The 22,899-nt window shown below is 65.1% G+C and carries 22 protein-coding genes; 13 read left to right on the plus strand and 9 right to left on the minus strand.

Features of this window, described 5'->3' with window-relative positions; translation table 11 throughout:
• Window positions 1–94: 94 nt before the first annotated feature.
• Window positions 95–1,423 (minus strand): aspartate aminotransferase family protein, encoded by a 1,329-nt coding sequence (locus BTH42_RS07055; RefSeq protein WP_075297279.1) that lies wholly within the window; start codon window positions 1,421–1,423, stop codon window positions 95–97.
• 263 nt (window positions 1,424–1,686) lie between these two features.
• Here BTH42_RS07055 and BTH42_RS07060 point away from each other — a divergent pair, with 263 nt between their 5' ends.
• From BTH42_RS07060 to BTH42_RS07070, 3 genes are all read left to right on the plus strand, one after another.
• A complete protein-coding gene (locus BTH42_RS07060) occupies window positions 1,687–3,111 on the plus strand; it encodes a PLP-dependent aminotransferase family protein (protein WP_075297281.1) in 1,425 nt (474 codons plus the stop codon).
• Window positions 3,112–3,302: 191 nt separating this feature from the next.
• Window positions 3,303–3,764, plus strand: a complete 462-nt coding sequence (locus BTH42_RS07065) for a TadE/TadG family type IV pilus assembly protein (protein WP_075297283.1) — start codon at window positions 3,303–3,305, stop codon at window positions 3,762–3,764.
• A gap of 9 nt (window positions 3,765–3,773) precedes the next feature.
• Window positions 3,774–4,892, plus strand: coding sequence for a TadG family pilus assembly protein (locus BTH42_RS07070; protein ID WP_075297285.1), 1,119 nt, complete (start codon window positions 3,774–3,776; stop codon window positions 4,890–4,892).
• A gap of 55 nt (window positions 4,893–4,947) precedes the next feature.
• On the opposite strand, the gene BTH42_RS07075 is transcribed toward BTH42_RS07070, so the two are convergent.
• Complete coding sequence (locus BTH42_RS07075) at window positions 4,948–5,571, minus strand: LysE family translocator (protein ID WP_075297287.1); 624 nt, start codon at window positions 5,569–5,571, stop codon at window positions 4,948–4,950.
• 262 nt (window positions 5,572–5,833) lie between these two features.
• On the opposite strand from BTH42_RS07075, the gene BTH42_RS07080 reads away from it, so the two are divergent.
• Both BTH42_RS07080 and BTH42_RS07085 read left to right on the plus strand, forming a co-directional pair.
• On the plus strand, window positions 5,834–6,736 hold the full coding sequence (locus tag BTH42_RS07080; RefSeq protein WP_083654686.1) for a glutamate/aspartate ABC transporter substrate-binding protein: 903 nt from the start codon (window positions 5,834–5,836) through the stop codon (window positions 6,734–6,736).
• A gap of 175 nt (window positions 6,737–6,911) precedes the next feature.
• Window positions 6,912–7,310 carry a hypothetical protein gene (locus tag BTH42_RS07085; protein ID WP_075297288.1) on the plus strand — a complete coding sequence of 133 codons (399 nt, stop codon included), beginning with the start codon at window positions 6,912–6,914 and terminating at the stop codon, window positions 7,308–7,310.
• Window positions 7,311–7,415: 105 nt separating this feature from the next.
• Here BTH42_RS07085 and BTH42_RS07090 read toward each other — a convergent pair whose 3' ends face one another.
• From BTH42_RS07090 to BTH42_RS07100, 3 genes are all read right to left on the minus strand, one after another.
• Entirely contained in the window at window positions 7,416–9,215 is a 1,800-nt protein-coding gene (locus tag BTH42_RS07090) for a chloride channel protein (protein WP_075297290.1), read from the minus strand.
• A 2-nt stretch (window positions 9,216–9,217) separates the two neighbouring features.
• Window positions 9,218–9,634 (minus strand): MarR family winged helix-turn-helix transcriptional regulator, encoded by a 417-nt coding sequence (locus tag BTH42_RS07095; RefSeq protein WP_075297292.1) that lies wholly within the window; start codon window positions 9,632–9,634, stop codon window positions 9,218–9,220.
• 115 nt (window positions 9,635–9,749) lie between these two features.
• The gene (locus BTH42_RS07100) at window positions 9,750–10,916 is read right to left on the minus strand and encodes an HPP family protein (protein WP_075297294.1); all 1,167 of its coding nucleotides are present in this window, start codon (window positions 10,914–10,916) and stop codon (window positions 9,750–9,752) included.
• A 326-nt stretch (window positions 10,917–11,242) separates the two neighbouring features.
• On the opposite strand from BTH42_RS07100, the gene BTH42_RS07105 reads away from it, so the two are divergent.
• Window positions 11,243–11,560, plus strand: coding sequence for a DUF1840 domain-containing protein (locus BTH42_RS07105; protein WP_075297296.1), 318 nt, complete (start codon window positions 11,243–11,245; stop codon window positions 11,558–11,560).
• Between the two features lie 20 nt (window positions 11,561–11,580).
• Window positions 11,581–11,958 (plus strand): hypothetical protein, encoded by a 378-nt coding sequence (locus BTH42_RS07110; protein WP_075297298.1) that lies wholly within the window; start codon window positions 11,581–11,583, stop codon window positions 11,956–11,958.
• A gap of 34 nt (window positions 11,959–11,992) precedes the next feature.
• On the opposite strand, the gene BTH42_RS07115 is transcribed toward BTH42_RS07110, so the two are convergent.
• Window positions 11,993–12,178 (minus strand): hypothetical protein, encoded by a 186-nt coding sequence (locus tag BTH42_RS07115; RefSeq protein WP_075297300.1) that lies wholly within the window; start codon window positions 12,176–12,178, stop codon window positions 11,993–11,995.
• A gap of 130 nt (window positions 12,179–12,308) precedes the next feature.
• On the opposite strand from BTH42_RS07115, the gene BTH42_RS07120 reads away from it, so the two are divergent.
• Window positions 12,309–14,090 carry a chloride channel protein gene (locus BTH42_RS07120; protein WP_075297856.1) on the plus strand — a complete coding sequence of 594 codons (1,782 nt, stop codon included), beginning with the start codon at window positions 12,309–12,311 and terminating at the stop codon, window positions 14,088–14,090.
• A gap of 133 nt (window positions 14,091–14,223) precedes the next feature.
• Window positions 14,224–14,733: a universal stress protein gene (locus tag BTH42_RS07125; RefSeq protein WP_075297302.1), complete on the plus strand. Its 510-nt coding sequence runs from the start codon at window positions 14,224–14,226 to the stop codon at window positions 14,731–14,733.
• 189 nt (window positions 14,734–14,922) lie between these two features.
• Here the strand turns inward: BTH42_RS07125 and fabI are convergent, their stop codons facing one another.
• Window positions 14,923–15,714: an enoyl-ACP reductase FabI gene (gene fabI / locus BTH42_RS07130; protein WP_075297304.1), complete on the minus strand. Its 792-nt coding sequence runs from the start codon at window positions 15,712–15,714 to the stop codon at window positions 14,923–14,925.
• Between the two features lie 334 nt (window positions 15,715–16,048).
• On the opposite strand from fabI, the gene BTH42_RS07135 reads away from it, so the two are divergent.
• The 3 genes from BTH42_RS07135 (at window position 16,049) to BTH42_RS07145 (ending at window position 18,442) form a co-directional block, all read left to right on the plus strand.
• Window positions 16,049–16,327 carry a hypothetical protein gene (locus tag BTH42_RS07135; protein ID WP_075297306.1) on the plus strand — a complete coding sequence of 93 codons (279 nt, stop codon included), beginning with the start codon at window positions 16,049–16,051 and terminating at the stop codon, window positions 16,325–16,327.
• On the plus strand, window positions 16,324–16,641 hold the full coding sequence (locus tag BTH42_RS07140; RefSeq protein ID WP_075297308.1) for a hypothetical protein: 318 nt from the start codon (window positions 16,324–16,326) through the stop codon (window positions 16,639–16,641). The genes BTH42_RS07135 and BTH42_RS07140 overlap by 4 nt, the downstream gene beginning before the upstream one ends.
• 106 nt (window positions 16,642–16,747) lie before the next feature.
• Complete coding sequence (locus BTH42_RS07145; RefSeq protein WP_075297309.1) at window positions 16,748–18,442, plus strand: PepSY domain-containing protein; 1,695 nt, start codon at window positions 16,748–16,750, stop codon at window positions 18,440–18,442.
• 404 nt (window positions 18,443–18,846) lie between these two features.
• Here BTH42_RS07145 and BTH42_RS07150 read toward each other — a convergent pair whose 3' ends face one another.
• Complete coding sequence (locus BTH42_RS07150) at window positions 18,847–21,045, minus strand: TonB-dependent siderophore receptor (protein WP_075297310.1); 2,199 nt, start codon at window positions 21,043–21,045, stop codon at window positions 18,847–18,849.
• Between the two features lie 315 nt (window positions 21,046–21,360).
• Here BTH42_RS07150 and BTH42_RS07155 point away from each other — a divergent pair, with 315 nt between their 5' ends.
• A complete protein-coding gene (locus BTH42_RS07155) occupies window positions 21,361–21,792 on the plus strand; it encodes a response regulator (RefSeq protein WP_178392128.1) in 432 nt (143 codons plus the stop codon).
• Between the two features lie 90 nt (window positions 21,793–21,882).
• Here the strand turns inward: BTH42_RS07155 and BTH42_RS07160 are convergent, their stop codons facing one another.
• Complete coding sequence (locus BTH42_RS07160; RefSeq protein ID WP_075297314.1) at window positions 21,883–22,686, minus strand: DUF4410 domain-containing protein; 804 nt, start codon at window positions 22,684–22,686, stop codon at window positions 21,883–21,885.
• Between the last annotated feature and the right edge of the window lie 213 nt (window positions 22,687–22,899).

A 22,899-nucleotide genomic window follows, 5' to 3' on the forward strand; every position in this document is an offset into this window, starting at 1 on the left:
GGCCTGCTTCTTTTACAACGCAGGCCCGCTATCTGTGACGGAGCACGTCAAGGCGCGGGGCATCCGGCAGCAGGCTGCCGCGTGCCCCGCGTTTTTATTGCACCGTCGCCAGTACTTCGCTCACCGTATTAAAGAGCCGCGCGATCTGCTCTTCATCGATGATCAGCGGCGGCGAGAACGCGAGAATATCGCCGGTAAAGCGGATCAGCACGCCCGCCTCGAAGCATTTGACGAAGGCCTCGTAAGCACGCGCGCCCGGCGCGCCGTCGCGCGATTCGAGCTCGATCCCGGCGACCATCCCGAGGTTGCGCACGTCCTTCACGTGCTTCGCGCCGCGCAGCGCATGCGCGGCCGCTTCGAACTTCGGCGCGAGATTCGCCGCGCGTTCGAACAGCTTGTCGCGGCGATACAGATCGAGCGTCGCGATCGCCGCGGCCGCCGCCGCCGGATGCGCGGAATACGTATAGCCGTGGAACAGCTCGATCGCGCCCTGCGCGCCGGCGTTCACCACCGTGTCGTGGATCGTGCGGCTCGCGGCGACCGCGCCCATCGGAATCGACGCGTTATTGATCGCCTTCGCGAGCGTGATCAGGTCCGGCGTGACGCCGAAATGTTCGCTCGCGGTCGCCGCGCCGAGACGACCGAAGCCGGTAATGACCTCGTCGAAAATCAGCAGGATGCCGTGCTTCGTGCAGATTTGGCGCAGCTTCTGTAGATAGCCTTGCGGCGGAATCAGCACGCCGGTCGAGCCGGCCACCGGTTCGACGATCACCGCGGCAATCGTCGACGCATCGTGCAGCGCGACGATCCGTTCCAGCTCGTCGGCCAGCTGCTCGCCCCACGCGGGCTGCCCCTTCGAAAACGCGTTCTGTTCGAGGTTGTGCGTATGCGGCAGATGATCGATCGCCGGCAGCAGCGCGCCGGAAAAAGTCTTGCGATTCGGCGCGATGCCCCCGACCGAAATGCCGCCGAAGCCGACTCCGTGATAACCGCGCTCGCGGCCGATCAGGCGCGTGCGCTGTCCTTCGCCGCGCGCGCGGTGATAGGCGAGCGCGATTTTCAGCGCGGTATCGACCGATTCGGAGCCCGAATTGGTGAAGAAGATCCGGTCGAGACCGGCCGGCATCAGTTCGGCGACCTTGCTGGCCGCTTCGAACGCGAGCGGGTGGCCCATCTGGAAGGTCGGCGCGAAATCGAGAGTCGATAGCTGCTGGGTGATCGCCGCGATGATTTCTTCGCGGCCGTGACCGGCGTTCACGCACCACAGGCCCGCGCAGCCGTCGAGGATCTCGCGCCCGTCGGTGCTGCGGTAGAACATGCCTTTGGCCGATTCCAGCAGGCGCGGCGCGGCCTTGAACTGACGGTTGGCGGTGAACGGCATCCAGAACGACGACAGATCGTCGATGACGGCGCGCGAATTCATGGCATCTCCTCGAAGTGGGTAGGGACGGACGTGCTCACGGCTGTTCCTGGGGACGTCCTGGATAGCCAAAACTCTAGCGCTCGCGGTTTAATGGCGGCATGCACAGTTGCTCAGGTGTGGTGCTAACTGTGCTGGCGGATTCGCGCGAACTGTAGTGGCTTCAGGGCCGCACCACCCGCCGCCCGCTATCCGCTATCCGCTCCCGCACCCACTCGACCCGGCCGCCGTCGCGGCCCATTTAGCCCGTTTATTTAGCCAGCCTCATGATCGAACTGGACCTTCATCGCGACCGCCGTGCCGCTTCGACGCTCGTCGAACAGGTCGTGCAGGGCTTCGCGCGCGCGATCGATGCGCAGTCGCTGCGCGCCGGCGCGCTGCTGCCGTCGGTGAGGCAGCTCGCGCGCAGTCACGCGCTGAGCACTTTTACGGTGACCGAGGCGTACAACCGGCTGGTCTCGATGGGGCTGGTGGTCGCGCGGCGCGGCTCCGGTTATCGCGTCGCCGCGCGTCCCGTAGCGGGCGCCGCGCCGCGCGCGGCCGCCGCCGGCTGGCAGCCGCCGAGCCTGACCGCGAACTGGCTGCTGTCGGATGTGTTCGCCGATCATTCGGTGCCGATCAAGGCCGGCTGCGGCTGGCTGCCGAGCGAATGGGTCAACGAGAGCGGCCTGCAACATGCGTTGCGCGCGCTGAGCCGGGTGCCGGCCGCGCGGCTCGGCGACTACGGCCATCCGTATGGCTTCGCGCCGCTGCGCGAGCGCGTCGCCGAACAGCTCGACCGGCTCGGCCTGCCGGTCGATGTCGGCAATGTGCTGCTGACCCAGGGGGCGACCCAGGGGCTCGATCTGATCGTGCGCACGCTGCTGCGCGCGGGCGACGCGGTGATCGTCGAAGACCCGGGCTACGGCAATCTGCTGCAAATTCTCAAGCTCGCCGGCCTCGTCGTGCATGGGGTGCCGCGCACGCTGACCGGCGTCGATACCGATGTGCTCGAAACGCTGGTCGCGCGGCACCAGCCGAAGGCGATCTTCGTGAACACGACGCTGCAGAATCCGACCGGCGCGACCTACGGCATGGCGGCCGCGTTCCGGCTGCTGCAGATCGCCGAGCGCGCGCGGATGTGGGTGATCGAAGACGACGTCAGCCGCGAACTCGCGCCGCCCGGCGCGCCGCTGTTCGCGGCGCTGGAGGGCTTGCAGCGGGTCGTGTATGTGGGCGGCTTTTCGAAGACGGTGACGCCGGCGCTGCGCTGCGGTTACGTGGTCGCCGAGCAGGCGGTGCTGCGCGAACTCGCGCGCACCAAGATGGCGGTCGGGCTGACGTCGTCGGAGGCGATCGAGCGGATTGTCGACAAGGTGCTGGTCGAAGGGCGCTACGCGCGCCACGTCGAAACGGTCAATGAGCGGCTCAAGCTCGCGCATGCGGTGCTCGAAGAGCGCCTCGACGCGCTCGGGCTCGAACTGTTTCACCGGCCGCGCGCGGGGCTGTTCGCGTGGGCGCGGTTGCCGATCGACGCGCAGCGCGCCGGCGAGGTCGCGACCGCCGCGCTCGCGCACGGCATCTGGCTCGCGCCGGGCTCCTACTTCCGGCCCGACGACGCGCCGAGCGCGTGGTTCCGCTTCAACGCGCCGTATGCGGACGACGATGCGTTGTGGCGCTTTATCGAGCGGGTCGGCCGCGGCGCGCTCTAACCCCAAACCCCCGGGACTCCTCGAATACCCGCACACGCAGATGACGTCCAACGTGCGCTGTCCCACAGTGCCGGCGGGTTCGCGTGCCTACATTTGAGACAAACCGGCTCAGCAGTGAAATCCACAAACGCCGGTCATAAACGCAGAAGCGAGCTTCGTCGCTCAAGACAATGCGTGAGTCAGGGGGAAGTATGGACTACAAAAAATACCGGTCCGTGCACGCGCTTCGGCGCGGCAACGGCAAGCGCCCGTCAGGGCAACGGGGTGTGGCCGCGGTCGAATTCGCGATCGTGCTGCCGATTCTGCTGCTGGTTCTGTTCGCGATCGTCGAGCTCGGCATCGCGCTCTACGACAAAGCGGTCATCACCAACGCGAGCCGCGAAGGCGCGCGTGCCGGTGTGGTGCTGAAAAGCCCGAAACCCACTTCAACCGAAGTTCAGACGGTCGTGACGAACTACACGTCGAGCTATCTGCTCACGTTCGGCACGCAGAATACGCCGGTCGTCACCACCACCGGTGCGCAGGGCACGTTCGGTCAGCCGCTGTCGGTGACGGTCAGCTATCGCTACACAGGTCTTGGCCTGGGCCGGGCGCTGTCGGCCTTCACGGGACCGGTCACGTTGTCCGCGACCACCGTGATGAACAACGAGTAGGAGGCCGCCATGCGCACGCGGAGCAAAAAGCGCCAGCAGGGCGCGGTGGCCGTGATGGTCGCGCTGATGCTGATCGTGCTGTTGGGGATCGGCGCGCTGGCGGTCGATATCGGCAATCTGATGGTCGCGCGCAACGAGTTGCAGAACGCCGCCGATGCCGCCGCGATGGCCGGCGCCGGCTGTCTGAAGCCGCGCAGCGAGTGCAGCAACAGCAGCGCGACGCAGCCGGACTGGACCACCGCGTCGACGACCGCGTCGACGTTTTCGACCTCCAGTATGACTAACAAAGTGCAGGGCGCGTATCTGAAGGCGAGTACCGTCGCGACCGGTTACTGGAATGCGACCGGCTCGCCGTACAGACTCGAAGCGCTGCCGTTCACGCCGGGCACTAACGATATGCCGGCGGTGCAGGTGACGATACGCAAGGACGGCTCGAACGCGAACGGTTCGGTGTCGGCGTTTCTCGGCAAGGTATTCGGCGTGCAGGTGCTGAAGGCGAGCGCGGTGGCGACCGCGGTGCTCTCGTCGCCGGGCAGTGTCGGGCCGGGTGGGCTGTTTCCGCTCGCGATGTCGAAGTGCCTGTTCGATACCTACTGGAATTCGACGACCAGTTCGCCGAAGCTGTCGCCGACTAGTGGGACGCTTGCGGGGACCAGCGTCGCTCAGGTAGCGGGACAGCCGTACTATTTTCAGATCGGCTCGTCCTATCAGTACTCGTCGTGTACAGCGGGACAATGGACGTCGTTCGATTCGAGCAATCAGTCCGCGAGCTACACGAAGGGACTGTTGACGAGCGGCAACACCACGACACTTTCGATCGGCTCTTCACCGGGCACCTGGATCCAGTCGGGCGAGGAAAATTCGGTTTTCAAGAGTGTCGATACATGCAGTGCCGCGGGCAATGGGCAATGCGCATGGGAGACGGTTGCGGTCGTGAGCGATCTGTCGACCGGTTCGTTCCAGCCGGTGGTCGCGTTTGCCTGTATTCATATCCTGAGCGCGTCGAACGGCAGCAAGCCCTACGTCCTCGTGCAGATGTCCAACGACATGAGTCACTGCGAAACGCCGGCTTCGGGCGGCGTTGGGACGAACTACGGCGCTTATACGCCGCCGCGACTGGTGCAGTAGGCACGGCCGGTACAGTACGCCGGCGCGGCCTCGTGGCCGCGCTTTCTCGGCAATTTCAACCAGCCATCCCAAGCAGCTTCAGCACGATCGGATACAGCGACCCGACCAGCAGCAACGCCATCGCGACGTTGAAAATGCGCAGCCGCTTCGGATTCGACAGCACGTCGCGCATCGCGGTGCCGAACCCCGCCCACAGGCAGATGCACGGAAAGCCGATCACGTAGAACACGATCGCCATCGCGACCACGTTCATCCCGAAGCTCTCGCTGAGGTGGATCGTGGTCGCGGCCGTCAGCACCATCATCCACGCCTTCGGATTGACCCACTGAAACGCGATCGCCTCATGAAAGCGCATCGGCCGGCGCTCGCCGTTGCGCAGCTTCATCTCGCCCGAAGTGCCGATTTTCCACGCCAGATACAGCAGATACGCGACGCTCAGCACTTCGAGCACCGTGTACAGCACCGGGAAATGCACGAACGCCTCGCCGAGTCCGATCCCGACCGACAGCATCAACAACACCATGCCGGCGCTGATTCCGGACAGGTGCGGCAGCGTGCGGCGAAAGCCGAAATTCACGCCCGAGGCCAGCAGCATCGTGTTGTTCGGACCGGGCGTGATCGACGTGACGAGCGCGAACAGAATGCCGGCGGGCAGCGCGCTGAGAGTGATGGAAAACATGGAAGGCTCCGGGATCGGCTCGGGATTGTTTGATGGCAGCACATTCTATCGATATGGCCCGGTACAGTACCTGTACGGTTTTGGGGATGGTGTCCGGTACGGAATGGGCGAAAGTGTCCGCTGGGGAGAGTGGGATCGCGCGCGTCGCGGTAGTCTCGGTAGTTAACATATGTTGCAATTATTTTTTTAATGGCAACATATGTAGACGGCTCGCGTAGAAGCCCGCAACCATCCGCAACCTGCCGCACGAATGGAGAAACCTATGAAAGTGATGAACTGGCCCGCTATCGCCGTGTTGACCGCGCTGACCGCCGCGGCCCCGGCCGCGTTCGCGCAGGACGCGACGCCGACGCTCGCGAAGATCCAGCAAAGCGGCGTGATCGCGATCGGCCATCGCGAGACCTCGGTGCCGTTTTCGTACGTCGATTCGAACAACCAGGTGATCGGCTTCTCGCAGGACCTGTGCAACAAGGTGATCGACGCGGTCAAGGCGAAGACCAAACGCGCCGATCTGAAGGTGCGCTTTATCCCGGTGACGTCGCAAAACCGCATTCCGCTGGTGCAGAACGGCACGATCGATCTCGAATGCGGGGTGACCACCAATCTCGCGTCGCGCCAGAACCAGGTCGCGTTCGCCGATACGTTCTTCGTCGCGACGACCCGTTTGTTGACGCGCAAGGACTCGGGCATCAAGGACTTTCCCGATCTCGCCGGCAAGACCGTCGTGACGAATCAGGGCACCACGTCCGAGCGCATCCTGCGCAAGATGAACGAGGACAGGAAGATGAACATGCAGATCATCAGCGCGAAGGACTACGGCGAAGGGCGCCTCACGCTCGAAAGCGGCCGCGCGGTCGCGTACATGATGGACGACGTGTTGCTGGCCGGCACCCGCACGCTGACCGCGAAGCCGGCGGACTGGATCATCACCGGTACGCCGCAATCGTCGGAAGCGTACGGCTTCATGCTGCGTCGCAGCGACCCGGAGTTCAAGAAGCTGGTCGACGACACGCTCGCGCAGGTGATGAAGGGCTCCGAACTGCAGCCGATGTACGACAAATGGTTCATGAAGCCGGTCCCGCCGAAGAACATCAGCTTCGATTTTCCGATGACGGATGCGCTGAAGCAGGTTTATGCGGCGCCGAACGATAAGGCGTTTGAATAACGGTGGTTTATGGCGGCGGCCCATAGTGGCCGACGCCGCGCGGCGCATACGGCTCGCGTTCGACGATACCGGTATTTGTATGGCAGTCCTGCGTTGCTTCCTCTATACCTGAAGAAGACGCGGTGCGCGTTTCGATTCACGACGCCGCCGCGGCGTAACTGGAATGGAGGCGCAAATGACCAGGCCCACTGAACCCGCTGATGAGAACAGGCGTTTCTTCAGCGGAATCATTCGTGGCGCGCTGCTTTCTTTCGGCATCCTGATGCTCGCCGGCGCGGCCGCTGCGGACATGCGTTCGATCACGATCGTTTCGGGCACCTACGGAGAAAACTGCGGCGCGCCGCACGGCAACCTGACGCGGGATATCGCGCGTCGCTGCAACGGCCGGCAGACCTGCGATTACGTAGTGCCCGGCGCGCGCAAGGATCACGCGACGCGTGCGTGTCCGGCGAACTTTCTCGCGCAATGGCATTGCGACGGCGGCAGCTTCCACGATGCCGCGCTGAGTCCTGGCGCGCGTTCGGGCGATACGCTCGTGCTCAGTTGCGTCGAGTCGCGCGGCGCGGGGAAATAGCGGGGCATTCGAAGCGGGGCATTCGATCCCACGCATGCATCGCGGCAAAAGAAAAAGCCGCCGCCCTCGCGGGCGTCGGCTTTTTCTCATTAGCGACGAAAAGCTTTAGCCGGTCTTACGCACCGGTGCAAAGCGCCGCTTGCCGAGCGCCGGCCGGATCCGCCGGAACCGCTCGCGCTTGTGCTCCTCTTCGAAGTGCGCGAGCGACGGCTTCACCAGGTCGCTACGCGACACGATGCCGACGAGCCGCATGCTATTGCGATCCGCGACCACCGGCAGACGTTCGAGGCCGAGCACCGCGAGGCGTGTCGCGACCAGCCGGCAAGTTTCGGATGGCAAAGCAAATGCGGGATTCTGCTGCGCGAACACATCGGCGAGCGTCAGCGCGCGCTTGCGTTCGCTGTCGTCCGCGCAGAAGCGTTCGAGCAGACCGCGCTCGGCCACGCCGATCACCGCGCCGTCGCGCAGTACCGGATACGCGCGGCGCAGCTGATTCGCGCCGAACAGCGTGTGCAGCGTGTCGCCGACCGTCGTGCTGCTATCGACCGCTTCGACCGACGCCGTCATGACTTCATCCACGTAATGACGCTCGAGCGGATCGACGCCGTACTCGCGATAGATGTGATAACCGCGCCGCGCGATCTTCTCGGTCATGATCGAGCGGCGCATCACCACCGCCGAGAAGCCGTGCGCGACCAGCGTCGCCGTCAGCAGCGGCAGCAGCGCATTGGCGTCGTGAGTGAGGCCGAATGCGAACACGATCGCGGTCAGCGGCGCGCCGAGCGTGGCGCCGAGCGTCGCGGCCATGCACACCAGCGGCCACAGCGCCGGTTCGCTGCCCGGCAGCCAGTGCGCGAGCACCGTGCCGAGGCCGGCGCCGAGCATCAGCAGCGGCGCGAGCACGCCGCCCGAGGTGCCGGAGCCGAGTGCGACGACCCACATCACCGCTTTTACGGCGAGCAGCAGCAACGCGACCTGCACCGCGATGTTCTGGTGCAGCAGATCGCCGATCACGTCATAACCGACGCCGAGCGCGCGCGGTTCGAGCCAGCCGCCGATACCGACGACGATGCCGCCGAGCGCCGGCCACCACATCCAGTGAATCGGCAGCTTGCCGAACAGATCCTCGACCTTGTACAGCGCGGCCGACAGCCCCGACGCCAACGCGCCCGACAACACGCCCGCGATCAGGCACGACAGCAGCGACCAGCCGTCCGGCGCGGCGGTTTGCAACGGGAACAGCGGACCGGTGCCGAAGAAGATTGCCCGTGCGAAGCCGGCGACCGCGCAGGCCACCGCGACCGGCAGGAAACTGCGCGGACGCCATTCGAACAGCAGCAGTTCGACCGCGAGCAGCACGGCGGCGACCGGCGTGCCGAACACCGCGGTCATGCCGGCCGCGGCGCCGGCCACCAGCAGCGTCTTGCGTTCCGCCGACGTGACTTTCACGCACTGCGCGATCAGCGAGCCGAGCGCGCCGCCGGTCATGATGATCGGACCTTCCGCGCCGAACGGGCCGCCGCTGCCGATCACGATGCCCGACGACAGCGGCTTGAGCACCGCCACTTTCGGCGACATCCTGCTCTTGCCGAACAGGATCGCCTCGATCGCTTCCGGAATGCCGTGGCCGCGAATCTTTTCCGAGCCGAAGCGCGCCATCATCCCGACGATCAGGCCGCCGATCACCGGCACGCCGATCACCCACAGGCCGAGCGTATTGGTGGCGGGCGAGCGCTCCGCGAACGACAGCGTGCCGAAGAAAAACAGATTGGTGAACAGATGAATCAGGTTCAGCAGTACGAATGCGGCCAGCGTGCTGACGAGGCCGATGCCGGCGGCCAGCGCGAAAATGCCGGGTAGTCGCGCGTTCGCTGAGAAGTCGCGCTTGTGTGAATCCATGCTCATATTTACTCGAGATCGATCTGTGGAATCCGGAAAGAGCCTTCGAGCGATCTCAACTCGGCGCGGTGCAATTCCGCCAGCCGTTCGAGTACTCGTTCGCCCGCTTTTTCAAGGTGTACTTCAACCTGGCGCCGGTCGGTTTCGCTGATCTGGCGGCGCACCAGATTCAAGGCCTCGCAGCGCGAGACCAACGCGACCACGCCGTGATGCTGCGCCTGCAAGCGCTCCGCGAGTTCGCCGACGGTTGCCCAGTCGCGGTCCGGATAGCCCTTGATATGCAGCAGCAGCAGATATTGCAGCGGCGTGATGCCCTCGTTCTGCGCGGCCTGCTCGGAGAACCGCTCGAAGCGCCGCATCTGGTAACGAAACTCCGACAACTGCTCGAAGTCGTTTTTATGCAGCTTGCGAGTCCGTACTTTCATGGGTATCCGCCGATCTGAGAAACGCAAAAATATATCACAGAATGATGTATTTGGGCGGACTGCGGCCCTGCATCGGAGTCGCGTGCGTTGCTTCGTTTGTCTAACTATTTACCGCTCACGCGGCGTTACGGGCCTGCGCGACGGTTTGCCGGTGCAGCCCGGAAATCAGATCGACCTGGGTGATCATGCCGACCACGCGCCCGGCCTGATCGAGCACCGGCACGTGGTGGTGGCCGAAGTTCGCGAACATCGGCACCAGTTCGGTAATCGGCGAATTCGCGTTGACGGTGCAGACATCGGTGGTCATCACCTGCCCGACGTTGCGGGTGCGCAGCGCATCGCCGCGCAGCCAGCCGTCGACGTAATCGAGGATCGGCGTCAGCGCGCCGAAACTCTTGCGCTCGACGAAGTCCGCGCGCGTGACGATGCCGAGCAGCTTCTGTGCGCCGTCGACGACCGGCAGCGCCTTTACGTTGTGCCGCTTGAACAGCTCCCACGCGGCGCCGGCGCGCGTGCCCGGCGACACCGATACGACATGGCGCGACATCACGTCTTCGCAGCGCAGTTCGTCGAAGCTGCGCGAGAACGCCTGCAACTGGGTTTCGCGCAGCAGCGAATACAGATCATCCGGATCGATGGTGAGCATTTCGTCGCGACGCTGCAGCACCGCGGTCACGTCGTCGCGCGTGAAGCCGACTCGCGCGGCTTCGTCGGCGGCTTCGCTCGGGGTTGCGCGGTCCTGGCGGCCCGCATGTGGATAGCGGTGGCCGGTCGCGGCGTGATAGACGAGCGCGCCGAACAGCAGCGCGGCCGACTGGATCAGGATCGGCTCCAGCACGAAGCGATAGCCGAGCGCATGAATGACCGGGCCGCCGAGCACCGCGGTCAGCGCGACCGCGCCCGACGGCGGGTGAACACAGCGCAATGCGAACATTCCGCTGATCGCCAGCGCCACCGCGACCGCGGCCGCGAGGGTCGGATCGCCGATCAGCTTCGCGCAGGTCACGCCGACCGTCGCCGACACCAGGTTGCCGCCGATGATCGACCACGGCTGCGCGAGCGGACTCGCGGGCACCGCGAACAGCAGCACCGCGGACGCGCCCATCGGCGCGACCAGTAGTGGAATGCTGGTGGACGGGCCGAGCAGCAGGTACATCAGGCCGCCGGTGAACGCGATGCCGAGCAGCGCGCCGAGACACGAACGCGCACGCTCGTGCCATTTGACGGTGACAGGTGCGGGAACGAAGCTGGCGAGCCAGCCGGAAAGGTGGGAGCGGGACAAGATAGGAGTGGGAAGTAGTCGATTATGCCGGGCCCGACATTACCGGGGAAACCCTGGCAACGCGAATACAGTGTGGTCATGATTATATTTCAATGTGATATAAAACGCCGCCGCGCGGCTTCGCGGGCGGCGCGACTGTCGTATATCCGTGACAGTGGACGGCAGCATCTGGCATGGGGTGGCAGTGGTAACCCGGTGATCGCAGCCGGGTAAGTTCTACCGGCCAGGGTCCGTTCTTTTCTATCATGTCGTGATATAAAATAAAGGCGGACAAACTGAAATGGATTCGTCGGCCCGTTTTCGTATCCATCTAAAAAGGAGCCATCATGATGATCACCTTTCAATCGACAGCGACCCCGGACGTCGTGATGCTCAGGGATCTCGCGCAATATCTTCTCGGCCTGATCGGTAAGCGCCTCGGCGAGCGCGGCGTAATCAGTCACGATGAATTGCCGCATGCGATCGACCGGCTGGAAGCCGCGATTACCGAAGACGCGAACGCCGAAGCGACGAGCGAAGCGTTGCATTGTTCGACCAGCAATCAGCGCGAATCGCGCAACCGGCTGTCGCAACGCGCGTGGCCGTTTCTGGACATGATGCGCGAGGCGCGCAAGAGCGACGCGGACATTATCTGGGGGCTGTAGCCCGTCTTCGGGAGTCGACGATGAAACGGCTGGCGGCGCGCCGACGTTTCGTAATCCTGCTTGTTTCGGCCTGTGTGATACCGGCCGCCCAGGTGTACGCATGCGCGCCGGGTGCGGGTGGTGACGAACCATGGCAGCACGCGCAGCGCCAATCGACGCCTCTGGCGATGTTGCCGCCGGCGTCCGCGCCGGCTTGCTGCGAAACCGTGCCGGACGGCGTGATCGGCGTCAATCGCGGCAGCGTGCTCGATCGCTTGTCCAGCGGTGGGGTGGTGCTGGTGAAATGGCCGGATGGCTCGCGCCACGACCGCTGGACCGCCCGCTCGCGGCGCGACAGGATGCCGGGCGATTCCGCGCCCGGCGGTGCGCATGTGTTCTTTCTGTGGCCCGATTCGTAGCGCCGTGGTGCCCGCCGGGCACCGAAGAGCGCCTTCAGGTGAATAGCGGCACCGCTTCGATCAACGCAAAACCGACCAGCATGCCGACCGTCGCGCCCACCAGCCGCGGATGCCATTTCTGCATGTGCATCCGGTCGAGCAGCCCGCCGATCAGAATGATGCCGAGCAACGCAAACGCGAGCAGCAGATAGCTGATTTCTAAGTCGTTGTTGATGACCATTGTCTCCTCCCGTATTCACTACGTAGCACACGAGCACCGAACGCAAGTGGCTCGGCGACCTGTCACGGTGCTTGCTTCCCGGCTACTATATATCACAACGTGATCTATATCGACTGGGGGGAATGTGCATATCCACGAATCAAAAGGCGACTTCGCCACCGATACCCGGCTTCTGCGTATCACCTTGATCGCGGCGGTGGTCGGCGTGCTCAGCACGGTCGCGGCCGATTTCCTGTTGCATCTGATTCACTTCTTTACCAACCTGTTCTTCTTTCAAACGCTGTCGATCACGGACCGCTCGCCGGCCGCTCATACGCTCGGCCTGTGGGTGATCGTGGTGCCGGTGGTCGGCGGCCTGATCGTCGGACTGATCGCGCGGTTCGGCTCCGAGCAGATTCGCGGGCACGGCATTCCTGAAGCGATCGAGGCGATCCTGTTCGGCAAAAGCAGGATGTCGCCGAAAGTCGCGGTGCTGAAACCGCTCGCATCCGCGATCGCGATCGGCAGCGGCGGACCGTTCGGTGCCGAAGGGCCGATCATCATGACCGGCGGCGCGCTCGGCTCGCTGATCGCGCAGTACTTTCATCTATCGAGCGGGGAGCGCAAAACGCTGCTGGTCGCGGGCGCGGTCGCCGGCATGACCGCGGTGTTCGGCACGCCGGTCGCCGCGGTGCTGCTGGCGGTCGAATTGCTGCTGTTCGAGTTGCGCCCGCGCAGTCTGTTGCCGGTCGCGGTGGCGTGCGCGGTCGCCGGTTTCTCGCGGCCGCTGCTGCTCGCGAGCGGTCCGCTGTTTCCGTTGCAGACCTTGCCGCTCGGCACGCTCGGGCTCGCGTCGTGCGCGCTCGCGGGACTGATCGCCGGCGCGTTGTCGTGGGGACTGTCGACGTGGCTCTACAAGGTCGAAGACGCGTTCGCACGATTGCCGATTCACTGGATGTGGTGGCCGGCGCTCGGCGGTCTCGCGGTCGGTATCGGCGGCTATTTTCAGCCGCGCGCGCTCGGTGTCGGCTATGACGTGATCGGCGATCTGCTGCTGAATCATCTGGCCATTAGCGCGGTGCTCGCGATCGTGCTGGTGAAGGCGGTGATCTGGGTGATCGCGCTCGCATCCGGCACGTCGGGCGGCGTGCTCGCGCCGTTGCTGATGATGGGCGCCGGCGTCGGCGCGGTGCTCGCTCCGGCGATGCCGGGCGGCGATCCCGCCGTGTGGCCGCTGGTATTCATGGCGGCCGCGCTCGGCGGGATGATGCGCGCGCCGATCATGGCGGTCGTCTTCGCGTACGAACTCACTCACGATGCGAATGCGTTGCTGCCGCTGTTGACCGCGGCCGCGGTGTCGTACGGCTTTACCGTGGTGTTCATGCGTCGCTCGATTCTGACCGAGAAGATCGCGCGGCGCGGTTATCACATCTATCGCGAGTACGGGATCGATCCGCTCGAACGCCATCACGTGAATGAAGTGATGACGCGTATCGTGAAGACGATCGACGCGGAGTTGAGCGTCGCCGATGCGCTGCAACAGCACTTCGGCGCGACGCAGATGCATCGCGCGTTTCCGGTCGTGCGAGCGGGGCGCCTGATCGGCATGGCGGACCGTAGCGCGCTGGCGGCCGCGTTCGAGCAGGGCCGTGGCGCGGCGATGGTCGGCGAGATCTGCGCGCAGGCCGCGCCCGAAATCGCGCTGCCGGACGAAACCTGCCGCCACGTCGCCGCGCGGCTGGCCGCGCGTGCGCTCGATCGCGTGCCGGTGGTCGCGGACGAAAGCGGCTACCAGCTGATCGGTATCGTGTCGCGCCACGATCTGGTCAAACCGTCGCTGTCGATCTTCAACGAGGAACGCGAGCGCGAACGCTTCCGGCGCTTTTCGTGGCTGGATGGGCGCGAGTCGGTGAGCGCGGAAGACCGCAAATAGTGCGTGTTTCAGGCTCTTGTGCGGCGATTCTTTATGCGCATGCAGGGCATCGGCGCAGCGCGGTATATATCATTGTTTGACATATACTCGATTAATGAATTGAGCCCGCGAAAACGGTGCAGGGAGACCCGCCATGTTGAGCTTCAAACGCATTCTTCTCTGTTACGACGGAACCCGCGAAGGACAGCACGCGTTGAAGGACGGTGCGGCGCTTGCGCAGAGTCTCGGCGCCGACGTGCATCTGCTATCGGTGATCAACAATACCGCCTGGATGCAGGGCGCGGACATTACGTCGGCGGTGCCGGTCGATTTCATCAACGACTCGGCCAAGGCGCTGCTCGACGAGGGCTTGCGCAAACTCGCCGCGCGCGGCATTCATGCAACCGGGCATATCGCGATCGGCGAGGCGCTCGAGCAGATTCCGTTTTTCGCCAATGATCTGAACGTGGATCTGGTGGTGGTCGGCCATCGCCGCAGTCATGGGCTCGCGCGCTGGTGGGGCGGCCGTCACGACGGCCTGTTGCTCGATCGCGTGACCTGCAGCGTGCTGGTGACGATGGGCGCGGCAGCGGACGTGCCGGAGGCCACGGCCAGCGCGGGGAGCGCGAATGATCTCGCGCAGGCGGCCGAGCATCATTCGTAGCGTGTCAAAAGGAATGCAGCGGCGCTCCGTTGCTTTGCAAACAGACCGTAAGCACTGCTTCAGTCACGCGGCGTGCCGTAACTGTTCCGGCACGCCGCTGTTTGATTTGCGTTGGCACGAAGGCATGAGCCGCCGGCCGAAGAGTGACGAGAGGTGACGCGCGGCGACGCGTCGCTCAAGCCGCGCCGTTCAGCTCCCACCGCCATCCATGATGCTGACGCCGCCGTCGACGAAGATCGTATTGCCGGTCATCCGCCGCGCGTACGGGGTTGCGAGAAACGCGCAGGTGTAGCCGACGTCCATGATGTCGACCAGTTCGCCGATCGGCGCGCGCGCGGCCGCTTCGCTGAGCAGCAGATCGAAGTCCTTCAGCCCCGACGCCGCGCGCGTCTTCAGCGGTCCCGGCGAAATCGGATGCACGCGGATGCGCTGCGGCCCCAACTCGTGCGCGAGATAGCGGCACGATGCTTCGAGCGCGGCCTTGACCGGACCCATCAGATCGTAGTTCGGCACGACCCGGCTCGCGCCGAGGTAGCTCATCGCGAACAGCGAACCGCCGTCGTCCATCAACGGCGCCGCGAGCCGCGCCATGCGGATGAACGAGTGGCACGAAATGTCCATCGCCTGCGCGAAGCCCGCCGCCGAACTGTTCAGCAAACCGCCTTGCAGATCCTCTTTCGGTGCGTACGCGATCGAATGGACCGCGACGTCGAGCCGGCCCCAGCGCTCGCGGATCGTGTCGAATACCGCTTCGAGTTCGCCGGGTTTGGAAACGTCGAGCGGCATTAGCAGCGATGCGCCGAGTTCTTCCGCGAGCGGCTCGACATAGGTTTTCGCCTTGTCGTTCAGATAGGTGATTGCGAGTTCGGCGCCCAGTTCGCGGAATGCGCGCGCGCAACCGTAGGCGATCGAATGTTCGTTAGCGATGCCGATGATCAGCACCTTGCGTTGCGCAAACGGCTGCGCGGACAGCTGGTCCATGCGGGTCTCTCCAGGCGGGTCGTCGGGTCGAACAACGTAGAGCGGCGCGCATCGCGTGACATTAGACGCGCGCGGAAACGGCATCTGCTGCACTGCATCAACCTGCGCAGTGTAGACGCTCGGCAGGCGGCTGACAAACGGCTATTAGGGGGTGCGAATTCGCGTGCTAAATGCAGGGCGCTGCCTTCACGCAGCGCTGTAAGCGGGCGGAAAACTCGACAGAACGCCTTGAAAACCGCGGGTTTTGGCGCCGGAATCCCACGCTTGCAGGTATGATAATGATTCTCATTAATGAGCATGAGCCGCAGCGGTCTCATGCCGTTTTCGCCGAATCATGGGGAATCTTCCAATCGTCGCGCCGGCTATTGCCGGTGCGTTGCTGTTTTATCTCGGCTCACCCGGCCAACGCTGGTTGCGCGCGCCGTGGCCGGCCCGGTCCACGCGCGTTGCGGCGGCTGTTTGCGTCGCGCTGTCGGCGGTTTGCGCGGTGCGGGCGTTGCAGCCGGCCACGTCGCTCGCGGTCGTCGCGACGACGCTGATGGCCAGCCTGACCGCGTGGCCGTTTCTCGGCGCGCTGCTAGAACGACGCCGCGCGCGGAGGGTTGCGCAATGATCCGCGCCGCATCGGGCAGCCGGCGCGCGGCCGGTTCGATCGAGCGCGCTCTGCTCGCCAAATTTATCATCGGCGTGGTCGGCGGTTTGGGGCTCGCGCTGGCGGCGAGCGCGTTGTTCGCGCGCTTCACGCCGGGCGGCCTCGACGTGTCGAGCAAATTTCACGTGACGATGTGGCTGGTGCCGCCGTTATGGATTGCGATCGCTGCCGCGTCGTTCATGTTTCGCGGCGCCGCGCGCGCATTCGGCTGGCTCGCCGCGAGCAACGTGGCCGCGTTCGCGCTGGTTCTGCTGTGTCAGCGCGTGCCTTTCTGAGCACTGTTCCGACTACCCGTTCTGAGTACTGCTTCGCACTTTCGAGCCCCGGCTTTAGCCGTTAATTCCGCGAGCGGCGCGCCGCCCGTTTTCCGTTCCGTTCAGCATGCGCAGCGACATTCTTCGCGTTTATAAAACCGTTCACACATGGACCGGCATCGTCGCCGGTCTGCTGCTTTTTATCGCGTTCTACGCGGGCGCAGTCACGATGTTCAAGGATTCGCTCAGCGAGTGGAGCACGCCGCCCGCGCTGGCCGCGTCGCCAACGGTGCCGCTCGAGCGCGCCGACGCGTTGATCGAACGCACGCTCGCCGCGCATCCGGCCGCGCGCAAGCTGTTCACGCTGACGCTGGCCGACGACGACCATGTGCGGCTGTCGTGGCAGTCCGCGCCGGGGCAGCGCTGGGACGCGTGGCTCGACGACGCGGGCCAGTTACGCACCGCGCAGAGCCGGCCTTCGGACGCCGCGCGCTTTATCGACGTGCTGCATATGACAGGCGGCGTGCCGGGCGGCTACACGTTCGGCGTGGGCGTGATGGGGGTGGTCTCGCTGCTGTACGGACTCGCGCTGGTGTCGGGTGTGATCGTGCTGCTGCCGACGCTCGTCAAGGATCTGTTCGCACTGCGTATCGGTAAGAACCTGAAGCGGATGTGGCTCGACGCGCACAACGCGGTCGGCATTCTGAGTTTGCCGTTTCATCTGGTGATGGCTTTATCCGTGGTCGCGTTCGGTCTCGGCGATTACATTTTCAACGCGCAGGACCGGCTGATCTACGACGGCACGTTGCAGGCGATGATCGTCGCGCAAAACCCGTACTTCGCAAAGGCGCCGGTCACGAAGCAGGCGGCCGGCGAACCCGCGCCGACGATGCTGCCGCCCGCGCAACTGCTGGCGAAAGTGCGCGAGCGCGCGCCGCGTTTCGAGCCGACCGCATTGCGCTACCGGCGCGCGGGCCAGCCGGGCGCGACCGTGTTCGTCGCCGGCGACGATGCGCGTTTCCTCGCGCGCGACGGCGGTTTTGCCTTGATGGACCCATTCAGCGGCAAGTTTCTGAACGCGCAATTCCTGCCGGGCGACGGCAACGGCAACAACTGGTCCGCGTCGACCAGCGCGTTTTACGCGCTGCATTTCGGCAGCTACGGCGGCGCGCCGGTGCGCTGGGGCTATTTCCTGCTCGGGCTCGCCGGTGCGTTCCTGTTCTATTCGGGCAACCTGCTGTGGATCGAAAGCCGCCGCAAGGCGCTGCGGCGCGACGGCGTCCCGGTTACGCAGCGGCGCTCCACGTTCGTGATGGCATCGCTGACGGTCGGGGTCGCGCTCGGCAGTATCTGCGGCATTTCGTTGACGCTGCTCGCGGGCAAAGTGCTGGCCGGGCGCGTCGACAATCTGCACGACTGGCATAGCTGGGTGTATTACACGGTGTTCGTCGGCGCAATCGCGTGGGCGATGCTGCGCGGCGCCGCGCGCGGGTCGGTGGAACTGCTCGCGCTGGCGACGTGGTCGACCGCGGCGATTCCGCTGGCGAGCGTGATCGGCGCATTGGTGCCGGCGAGCGGCCTGTGGTTTTCCGCCGATGCGGGGCCGCTCGGCGTCGATCTCGGCGCGGCGCTCGGCGCGCTGTGTTTCGCGTGGATGTGGCGCAAGACGCGGCAGCGGGTGGCGGCGGGGCGCAGCGATAGCGTGTGGTCGCTGCGGGCCGCGCAAGGCGGCGCTCAGGCGGAACCCGCGGCGGCGGACGTTGCCAGTGAGCCAGCGACAGAAGCCGAAGAGGCGGTAACCGATACGCAGCAGGGCCGCTGAAGTTCGAATCGGCACGCAGTCCTGAAGAATGCCGCGCCAACGCGGCGCGCCGTCCGGCTGTGCGCGCGAAGACAAAAGCAGCGGCAGCGCCAACAAGCCACCGCCACCGCGGAAGACAGAAGCGCCGCCGGGCCACGCCAGCCCCGCGGCGCCTTTTATTGCCAGTCAGTAACAGTGAAGGCCGCGCGTTCTGCCAGTTCCGCTGGCCGATGCCTTGTCCGCTGACTCGAAACACGGGCCTGCCAACGCGCAAGCCCGGTTTGCCAACGTGCAAACACCTGCAAGTTGTTCAGCGCGAACGCAACGACATATGGGTTTCTCTACCACCCAGCCGCCGCCGAAAAAAAGGCCGCCTTCAAGGCGGCCTTCGCATCGAGCTACGACAAACCAGCGCTAACCGCGCGTCAGAAATCCGTCGTCATCGACATCAGGAACGTGCGCGGCTTGCCTTGCGTCAGGTAACCGCCGGACGTCGACGCCCAGTACGACTTGTTCGCGACGTTCAGCACGCTCGCGCGGAACGTGGTCGGCTTGCCGAACAGCACGGTCGCGTAGCGTGCGCCGAGGTCGACCGTGTCCCACGTCGGGATCGACAGCGTGTTGGTCGTGTTCAGATACTGCGGACCCGTGTGCGTCCAGCGCGCGGTTACCGTCAGGCCGGTGAGCATCGGCACGTCGTATTCGGCGCCGACGTTGAAAATGAAGCTCGGCACGCCGATCGGACGCTTGCCTTCGGTGCTCGCGTCGCTGGTGTCCATCTGCGTCGCGTTGATGTAGGTCGCGCCCGCGATCAGGCGAACGCCCTTGTACGGCTCGCCGAACACCGATGCCTCGATCCCGCGATGCCGCTCGGTGCCGTCGGAGACGAACACGTTCGCACTATTCGTGAAGGTTTGCGGCTTGTCGATCTGGAACGCGGCCAGCGACGCGCCGTATTTGCCGTTGTCGTATTTCGCGCCGACTTCATACTGCTTCGAGCGCTGCGGCGGCAACGCCTCGCCGAAGTTGGCCGCGTACGACGGCGCGATCTGCCCGGCGCCGAGCGCTTCGGTGCGGTTCGCGAACACCGAGATGTTCTGCGTCGGCCGCAGCACGAGGCCGAACAGCGGCGAGGTGACCGACTCGTTGTAGTTCGCCGTCTGCGTGCCGGTGTAGCTGTAGTTGTTCGACAGAATCGACTGGTGACGCGCGCCGACCGTAAACAGCACGCGATCGTGCAGGAACCCTAACGTATCGGACACGGCGACGCTGCGCATCAGCGTGAGCGACGTGGTCTGCGGATCGGCCATGTTGCCGCCCGCGTACAGCGTCGGGGGCACCGCGACTTGCGGGGTGTTGTAGAGGCTGGTGTCGAACGAGCCGCTCATCGTGTAGGCCGACTGCGCATCGACGCGCACGATCGACGCGCCGGCGGTCACGAAGTGCGACACCGGACCGGTGTTGAAGCGGCCGCGCACGCCGGCCGTGGCCGAGCTCGCGTCTTCCTGGTGCGGCACGGTCAGGCGCGATGCGGTGGTGCCGGCGTTGCCGTAATACGGCGACGCATAGTCGCCGAACTCGTTGGTGTGGCGCACGCCGCCCGCGATATACGCGGTCCAGTTCGGTGCGAAGTCGTACTCCGCGCGCAGGATGCCGACGGTGTCCTCGAGCGAGGTATTGGTCCAATCCTGCGCGTAGTTGTGGGTGGCCGACGGCGGGGTCGGCATCGTGTCGGCGGTCACGAAGACGGTCGGGCGGCCGCCGTTCACGCGCTGGCGCTGGTACAGGAAATCACCGTACAGACGCAGTTTTTCGCCGCGCCAGTCGAGTGCGACCGCGGTCGTGTTGTCGCGGCGGTGCTCGTCGTTGACCGAGGTTTCGCCGTCGCGATTGGCCTGGTTCACGCGGATGCCGAACTGGCCTTCGCTGCCGAAGCGGCGGCCCACGTCGACGTGCGCGCCGATTTCGCCCGAGCCGCTGGCTTCGAGCGTCACGCTGGTGAGCGGCTTGTCGTCCGCGCGCTTCAACTGCACGTTGATGCCGCCGCCGATTGCGGAGCTGGCCGGCGACGCGCCGCCCAGGAACGCATTCGCGCCCTTGAGCACGTCGACGCGCTCGAGCGCCTCGGTGTTCACCATCTGACGCGGCGTGATGCCGTACAGGCCGTTCAGCGAAATGTCGTCGCCGTACAGCTGGAAGCCGCGGATCACGAACACCTGCGCGAAGTTGCCGTAGCCGTACGCGGTGCGCACGGACGGATCGTTCGCGAGCACGTCGGCGAGCGTGCGGGCCTGCTGGTCCTGGATCAGCTTGGCCGTGTAGGTGGTCATGCTGAACGGCATGTCGATGTTCTTCTGCTGGCCGAACACGCCGAAATCGCCGCCGCGCGCGACCTGACCGCCGCCGAAGGTCGGCTGCAGATCGCCGGGCAGTTCGGCCACCGAGCTGGCCTGCACCTTGACGGTCGGCAGCGTGTTGTCGGCGCCCGGCGCCGGGTCGGCCGCCTGGGCGAACGCGCCGGCCGGCGCGCTAAAGGCGATGGCGATGGCGGCGAGGATGGTGGCGCGATGCAGCGTGGCTTTGGCCGGAGCGGCCTGCGGGTGAGACGGGCGGGAAACGGACATGAATAAAAAGTTGGCGTGTCGTCGGTTGTTTTTTGCCCGGGACCATGGCTGCCATCCGGGCGGTATTGTTCTCGGCTGCGCGCGCGACAACTACGCTTAAATGTAAGTTGACAGCACGCGAACGAAAGATTGGGCGGGATTATAGTGCAAATGGGAATCATTCCTATTGCATAAATGCAACGATAAACAAAACAGATGGACAAATAAGAAATTTAGATGGGGTCTGATGTGACGGGACGGGAGATTTTTCGTATGACGATACGCGGAACGATGCTTGCTAGAACGCCTGTTAATTTTTATCGCAGGTTCACACGCATGCCCCGAATCCAGTCTACCTGTCAGCGATGGAGCGCCCGCGCGGTGCAGTTATTGCACGAATTACCGCGCGTGCTGGTCGTCGACGACAACGAAAACGCGGCCGAAGCGCTCGCGACCTATCTTTCCTACGAGGGTGTCGACGCGCGCAGCGCGAACGGTTGTGCGGCCGCGTTGCGCTGCGTGCGCAACTGGGTGCCCGACGTGGTGGTGCTCGACATCATGATGCCGGAGCGCGACGGCTACGAAACCGCGAGCGCGCTGCGCCGCTATCTGCCCACGCATAGCCTGGGCATCGTCGCGTTCACGTCGCTCGACGAGGATCACGTGAAGGAAACCGGCCGCGAGCGTCACAATTTCGACGGCTACTGCCAGAAGGGCACCGCGCCGAGCGCGCTGCTCGCGATGATCCGGGAATTCTGGCGGGAGTAAGAGGGCGAATCAGGGCGGGCGCAAAAAAACGGCGGCGGGGAGCCGAACTCCCCGCCGCCGTCGCGCGTCGCCGATTTTGGCGTGTCGCGTTCAGCTCTTCTGTGCAGCCGCGACGAAGCCGGCTTGCGCGCCGAACTGCGCGATCTGTTTCGCGACCGCATCGCCAAGGCGCTTCGCATCGGCCGACACGCCCGCGCGCTTCGTTTCCGTCACGCCATGCAAACCGGCGCCCGCGGCCGCCGCCGTCGCGATGCCGCCGGCCGCCGCGCCGACCCCGGCGGTTTCGACCACGCCGGGCATCTTGCCGCTGTCGGCGTTGGCGGTGAAGCTTTCCACCACGCGCGGCGCGCCGCCCGCCGGCTGATAGACGATCTGCACGGAACTGCTGACTTCGCTCTTGCCGGCGCCCAGGCCGATCAGCGTGCGGCGGCGGCGATTGCCGGCGTCGATCGAGTCGAAACTGCCTTGCACGATGAGCGCGTTCTGATCGGCGGGCAGCGGCGCGTCGAGGCGCACCGCGTTCAGACCGAGCGACTGCAAGCGATGGACGATTTCATCGGCGACCTGCTCGCGAACCTGCGCCGCGTCGTCGGCCTGCTGCTGCGCGGCCGACGATCCCGACAACTGCGTCTTCAGTTTGTGCAGCACGCCGCTGTTGTCGAGCTGGACCTGCTGCGGATCGGCATCGAACGCGGCCACGTAGATCACTTGCGGATGCAGCGTCGGCTGCGCGCCGGTTGTGGTTGCTGCCGCGGTGGCGGCCGGCGCGGCGGCCGGGCTGACATTGCTGATGGCCGCGCTCGCGCAACCGCTGAACAATGCGCTGCCGCAGACGAGGGCGATGCAGCTGAAACGGATGGCGTTCTTTTTGATGCTGTTCACTGAGGTCGACATGATGATCCTGGGTTCCGGTTCGAAGTAAGCGGCCGATGATCGGGCAACCGAGGGATCGTCGATCATCGGCGAAGGGATTCGCACGTGGAGCGGTTTCGATCTCATGCGTCGCTTGTTTCGTAACGCACCGGCAGCGAACGAAGTATCGACGAGCCGGCTCGCGAACTCCATTCAACAATTATTTCGCGCGATGTCACGGTGAAATGGCGCAGC

It is taken from the genome of Burkholderia sp. SRS-W-2-2016, from assembly GCF_001931485.1.
Lineage (GTDB): Bacteria > Pseudomonadota > Gammaproteobacteria > Burkholderiales > Burkholderiaceae > Paraburkholderia.

Excerpts from the sequence above, each read along its gene's own strand:
- BTH42_RS07155 (WP_178392128.1), top strand. The coding sequence starts at position 21,361 with ATGCCCCGAATCCAGTCTACCTGTCAGCGATGGAGCGCCCGCGCGGTG.
- BTH42_RS07125 (WP_075297302.1), top strand. The coding sequence starts at position 14,224 with ATGTTGAGCTTCAAACGCATTCTTCTCTGTTACGACGGAACCCGCGAA.
- BTH42_RS07065 (WP_075297283.1), top strand. The coding sequence starts at position 3,303 with ATGGACTACAAAAAATACCGGTCCGTGCACGCGCTTCGGCGCGGCAAC.
- fabI (WP_075297304.1), bottom strand. The coding sequence starts at position 15,714 with ATGGACCAGCTGTCCGCGCAGCCGTTTGCGCAACGCAAGGTGCTGATC.
- BTH42_RS07105 (WP_075297296.1), top strand. The coding sequence starts at position 11,243 with ATGATGATCACCTTTCAATCGACAGCGACCCCGGACGTCGTGATGCTC.
- BTH42_RS07085 (WP_075297288.1), top strand. The coding sequence starts at position 6,912 with ATGACCAGGCCCACTGAACCCGCTGATGAGAACAGGCGTTTCTTCAGC.
- BTH42_RS07110 (WP_075297298.1), top strand. The coding sequence starts at position 11,581 with ATGAAACGGCTGGCGGCGCGCCGACGTTTCGTAATCCTGCTTGTTTCG.
- BTH42_RS07075 (WP_075297287.1), bottom strand. The coding sequence starts at position 5,571 with ATGTTTTCCATCACTCTCAGCGCGCTGCCCGCCGGCATTCTGTTCGCG.
- BTH42_RS07070 (WP_075297285.1), top strand. The coding sequence starts at position 3,774 with ATGCGCACGCGGAGCAAAAAGCGCCAGCAGGGCGCGGTGGCCGTGATG.
- BTH42_RS07135 (WP_075297306.1), top strand. The coding sequence starts at position 16,049 with ATGGGGAATCTTCCAATCGTCGCGCCGGCTATTGCCGGTGCGTTGCTG.
- BTH42_RS07060 (WP_075297281.1), top strand. The coding sequence starts at position 1,687 with ATGATCGAACTGGACCTTCATCGCGACCGCCGTGCCGCTTCGACGCTC.
- BTH42_RS07080 (WP_083654686.1), top strand. The coding sequence starts at position 5,834 with ATGAAAGTGATGAACTGGCCCGCTATCGCCGTGTTGACCGCGCTGACC.
- BTH42_RS07090 (WP_075297290.1), bottom strand. The coding sequence starts at position 9,215 with ATGAGCATGGATTCACACAAGCGCGACTTCTCAGCGAACGCGCGACTA.
- BTH42_RS07160 (WP_075297314.1), bottom strand. The coding sequence starts at position 22,686 with ATGTCGACCTCAGTGAACAGCATCAAAAAGAACGCCATCCGTTTCAGC.
- BTH42_RS07115 (WP_075297300.1), bottom strand. The coding sequence starts at position 12,178 with ATGGTCATCAACAACGACTTAGAAATCAGCTATCTGCTGCTCGCGTTT.
- BTH42_RS07140 (WP_075297308.1), top strand. The coding sequence starts at position 16,324 with ATGATCCGCGCCGCATCGGGCAGCCGGCGCGCGGCCGGTTCGATCGAG.
- BTH42_RS07055 (WP_075297279.1), bottom strand. The coding sequence starts at position 1,423 with ATGAATTCGCGCGCCGTCATCGACGATCTGTCGTCGTTCTGGATGCCG.
- BTH42_RS07145 (WP_075297309.1), top strand. The coding sequence starts at position 16,748 with ATGCGCAGCGACATTCTTCGCGTTTATAAAACCGTTCACACATGGACC.
- BTH42_RS07095 (WP_075297292.1), bottom strand. The coding sequence starts at position 9,634 with ATGAAAGTACGGACTCGCAAGCTGCATAAAAACGACTTCGAGCAGTTG.
- BTH42_RS07150 (WP_075297310.1), bottom strand. The coding sequence starts at position 21,045 with ATGTCCGTTTCCCGCCCGTCTCACCCGCAGGCCGCTCCGGCCAAAGCC.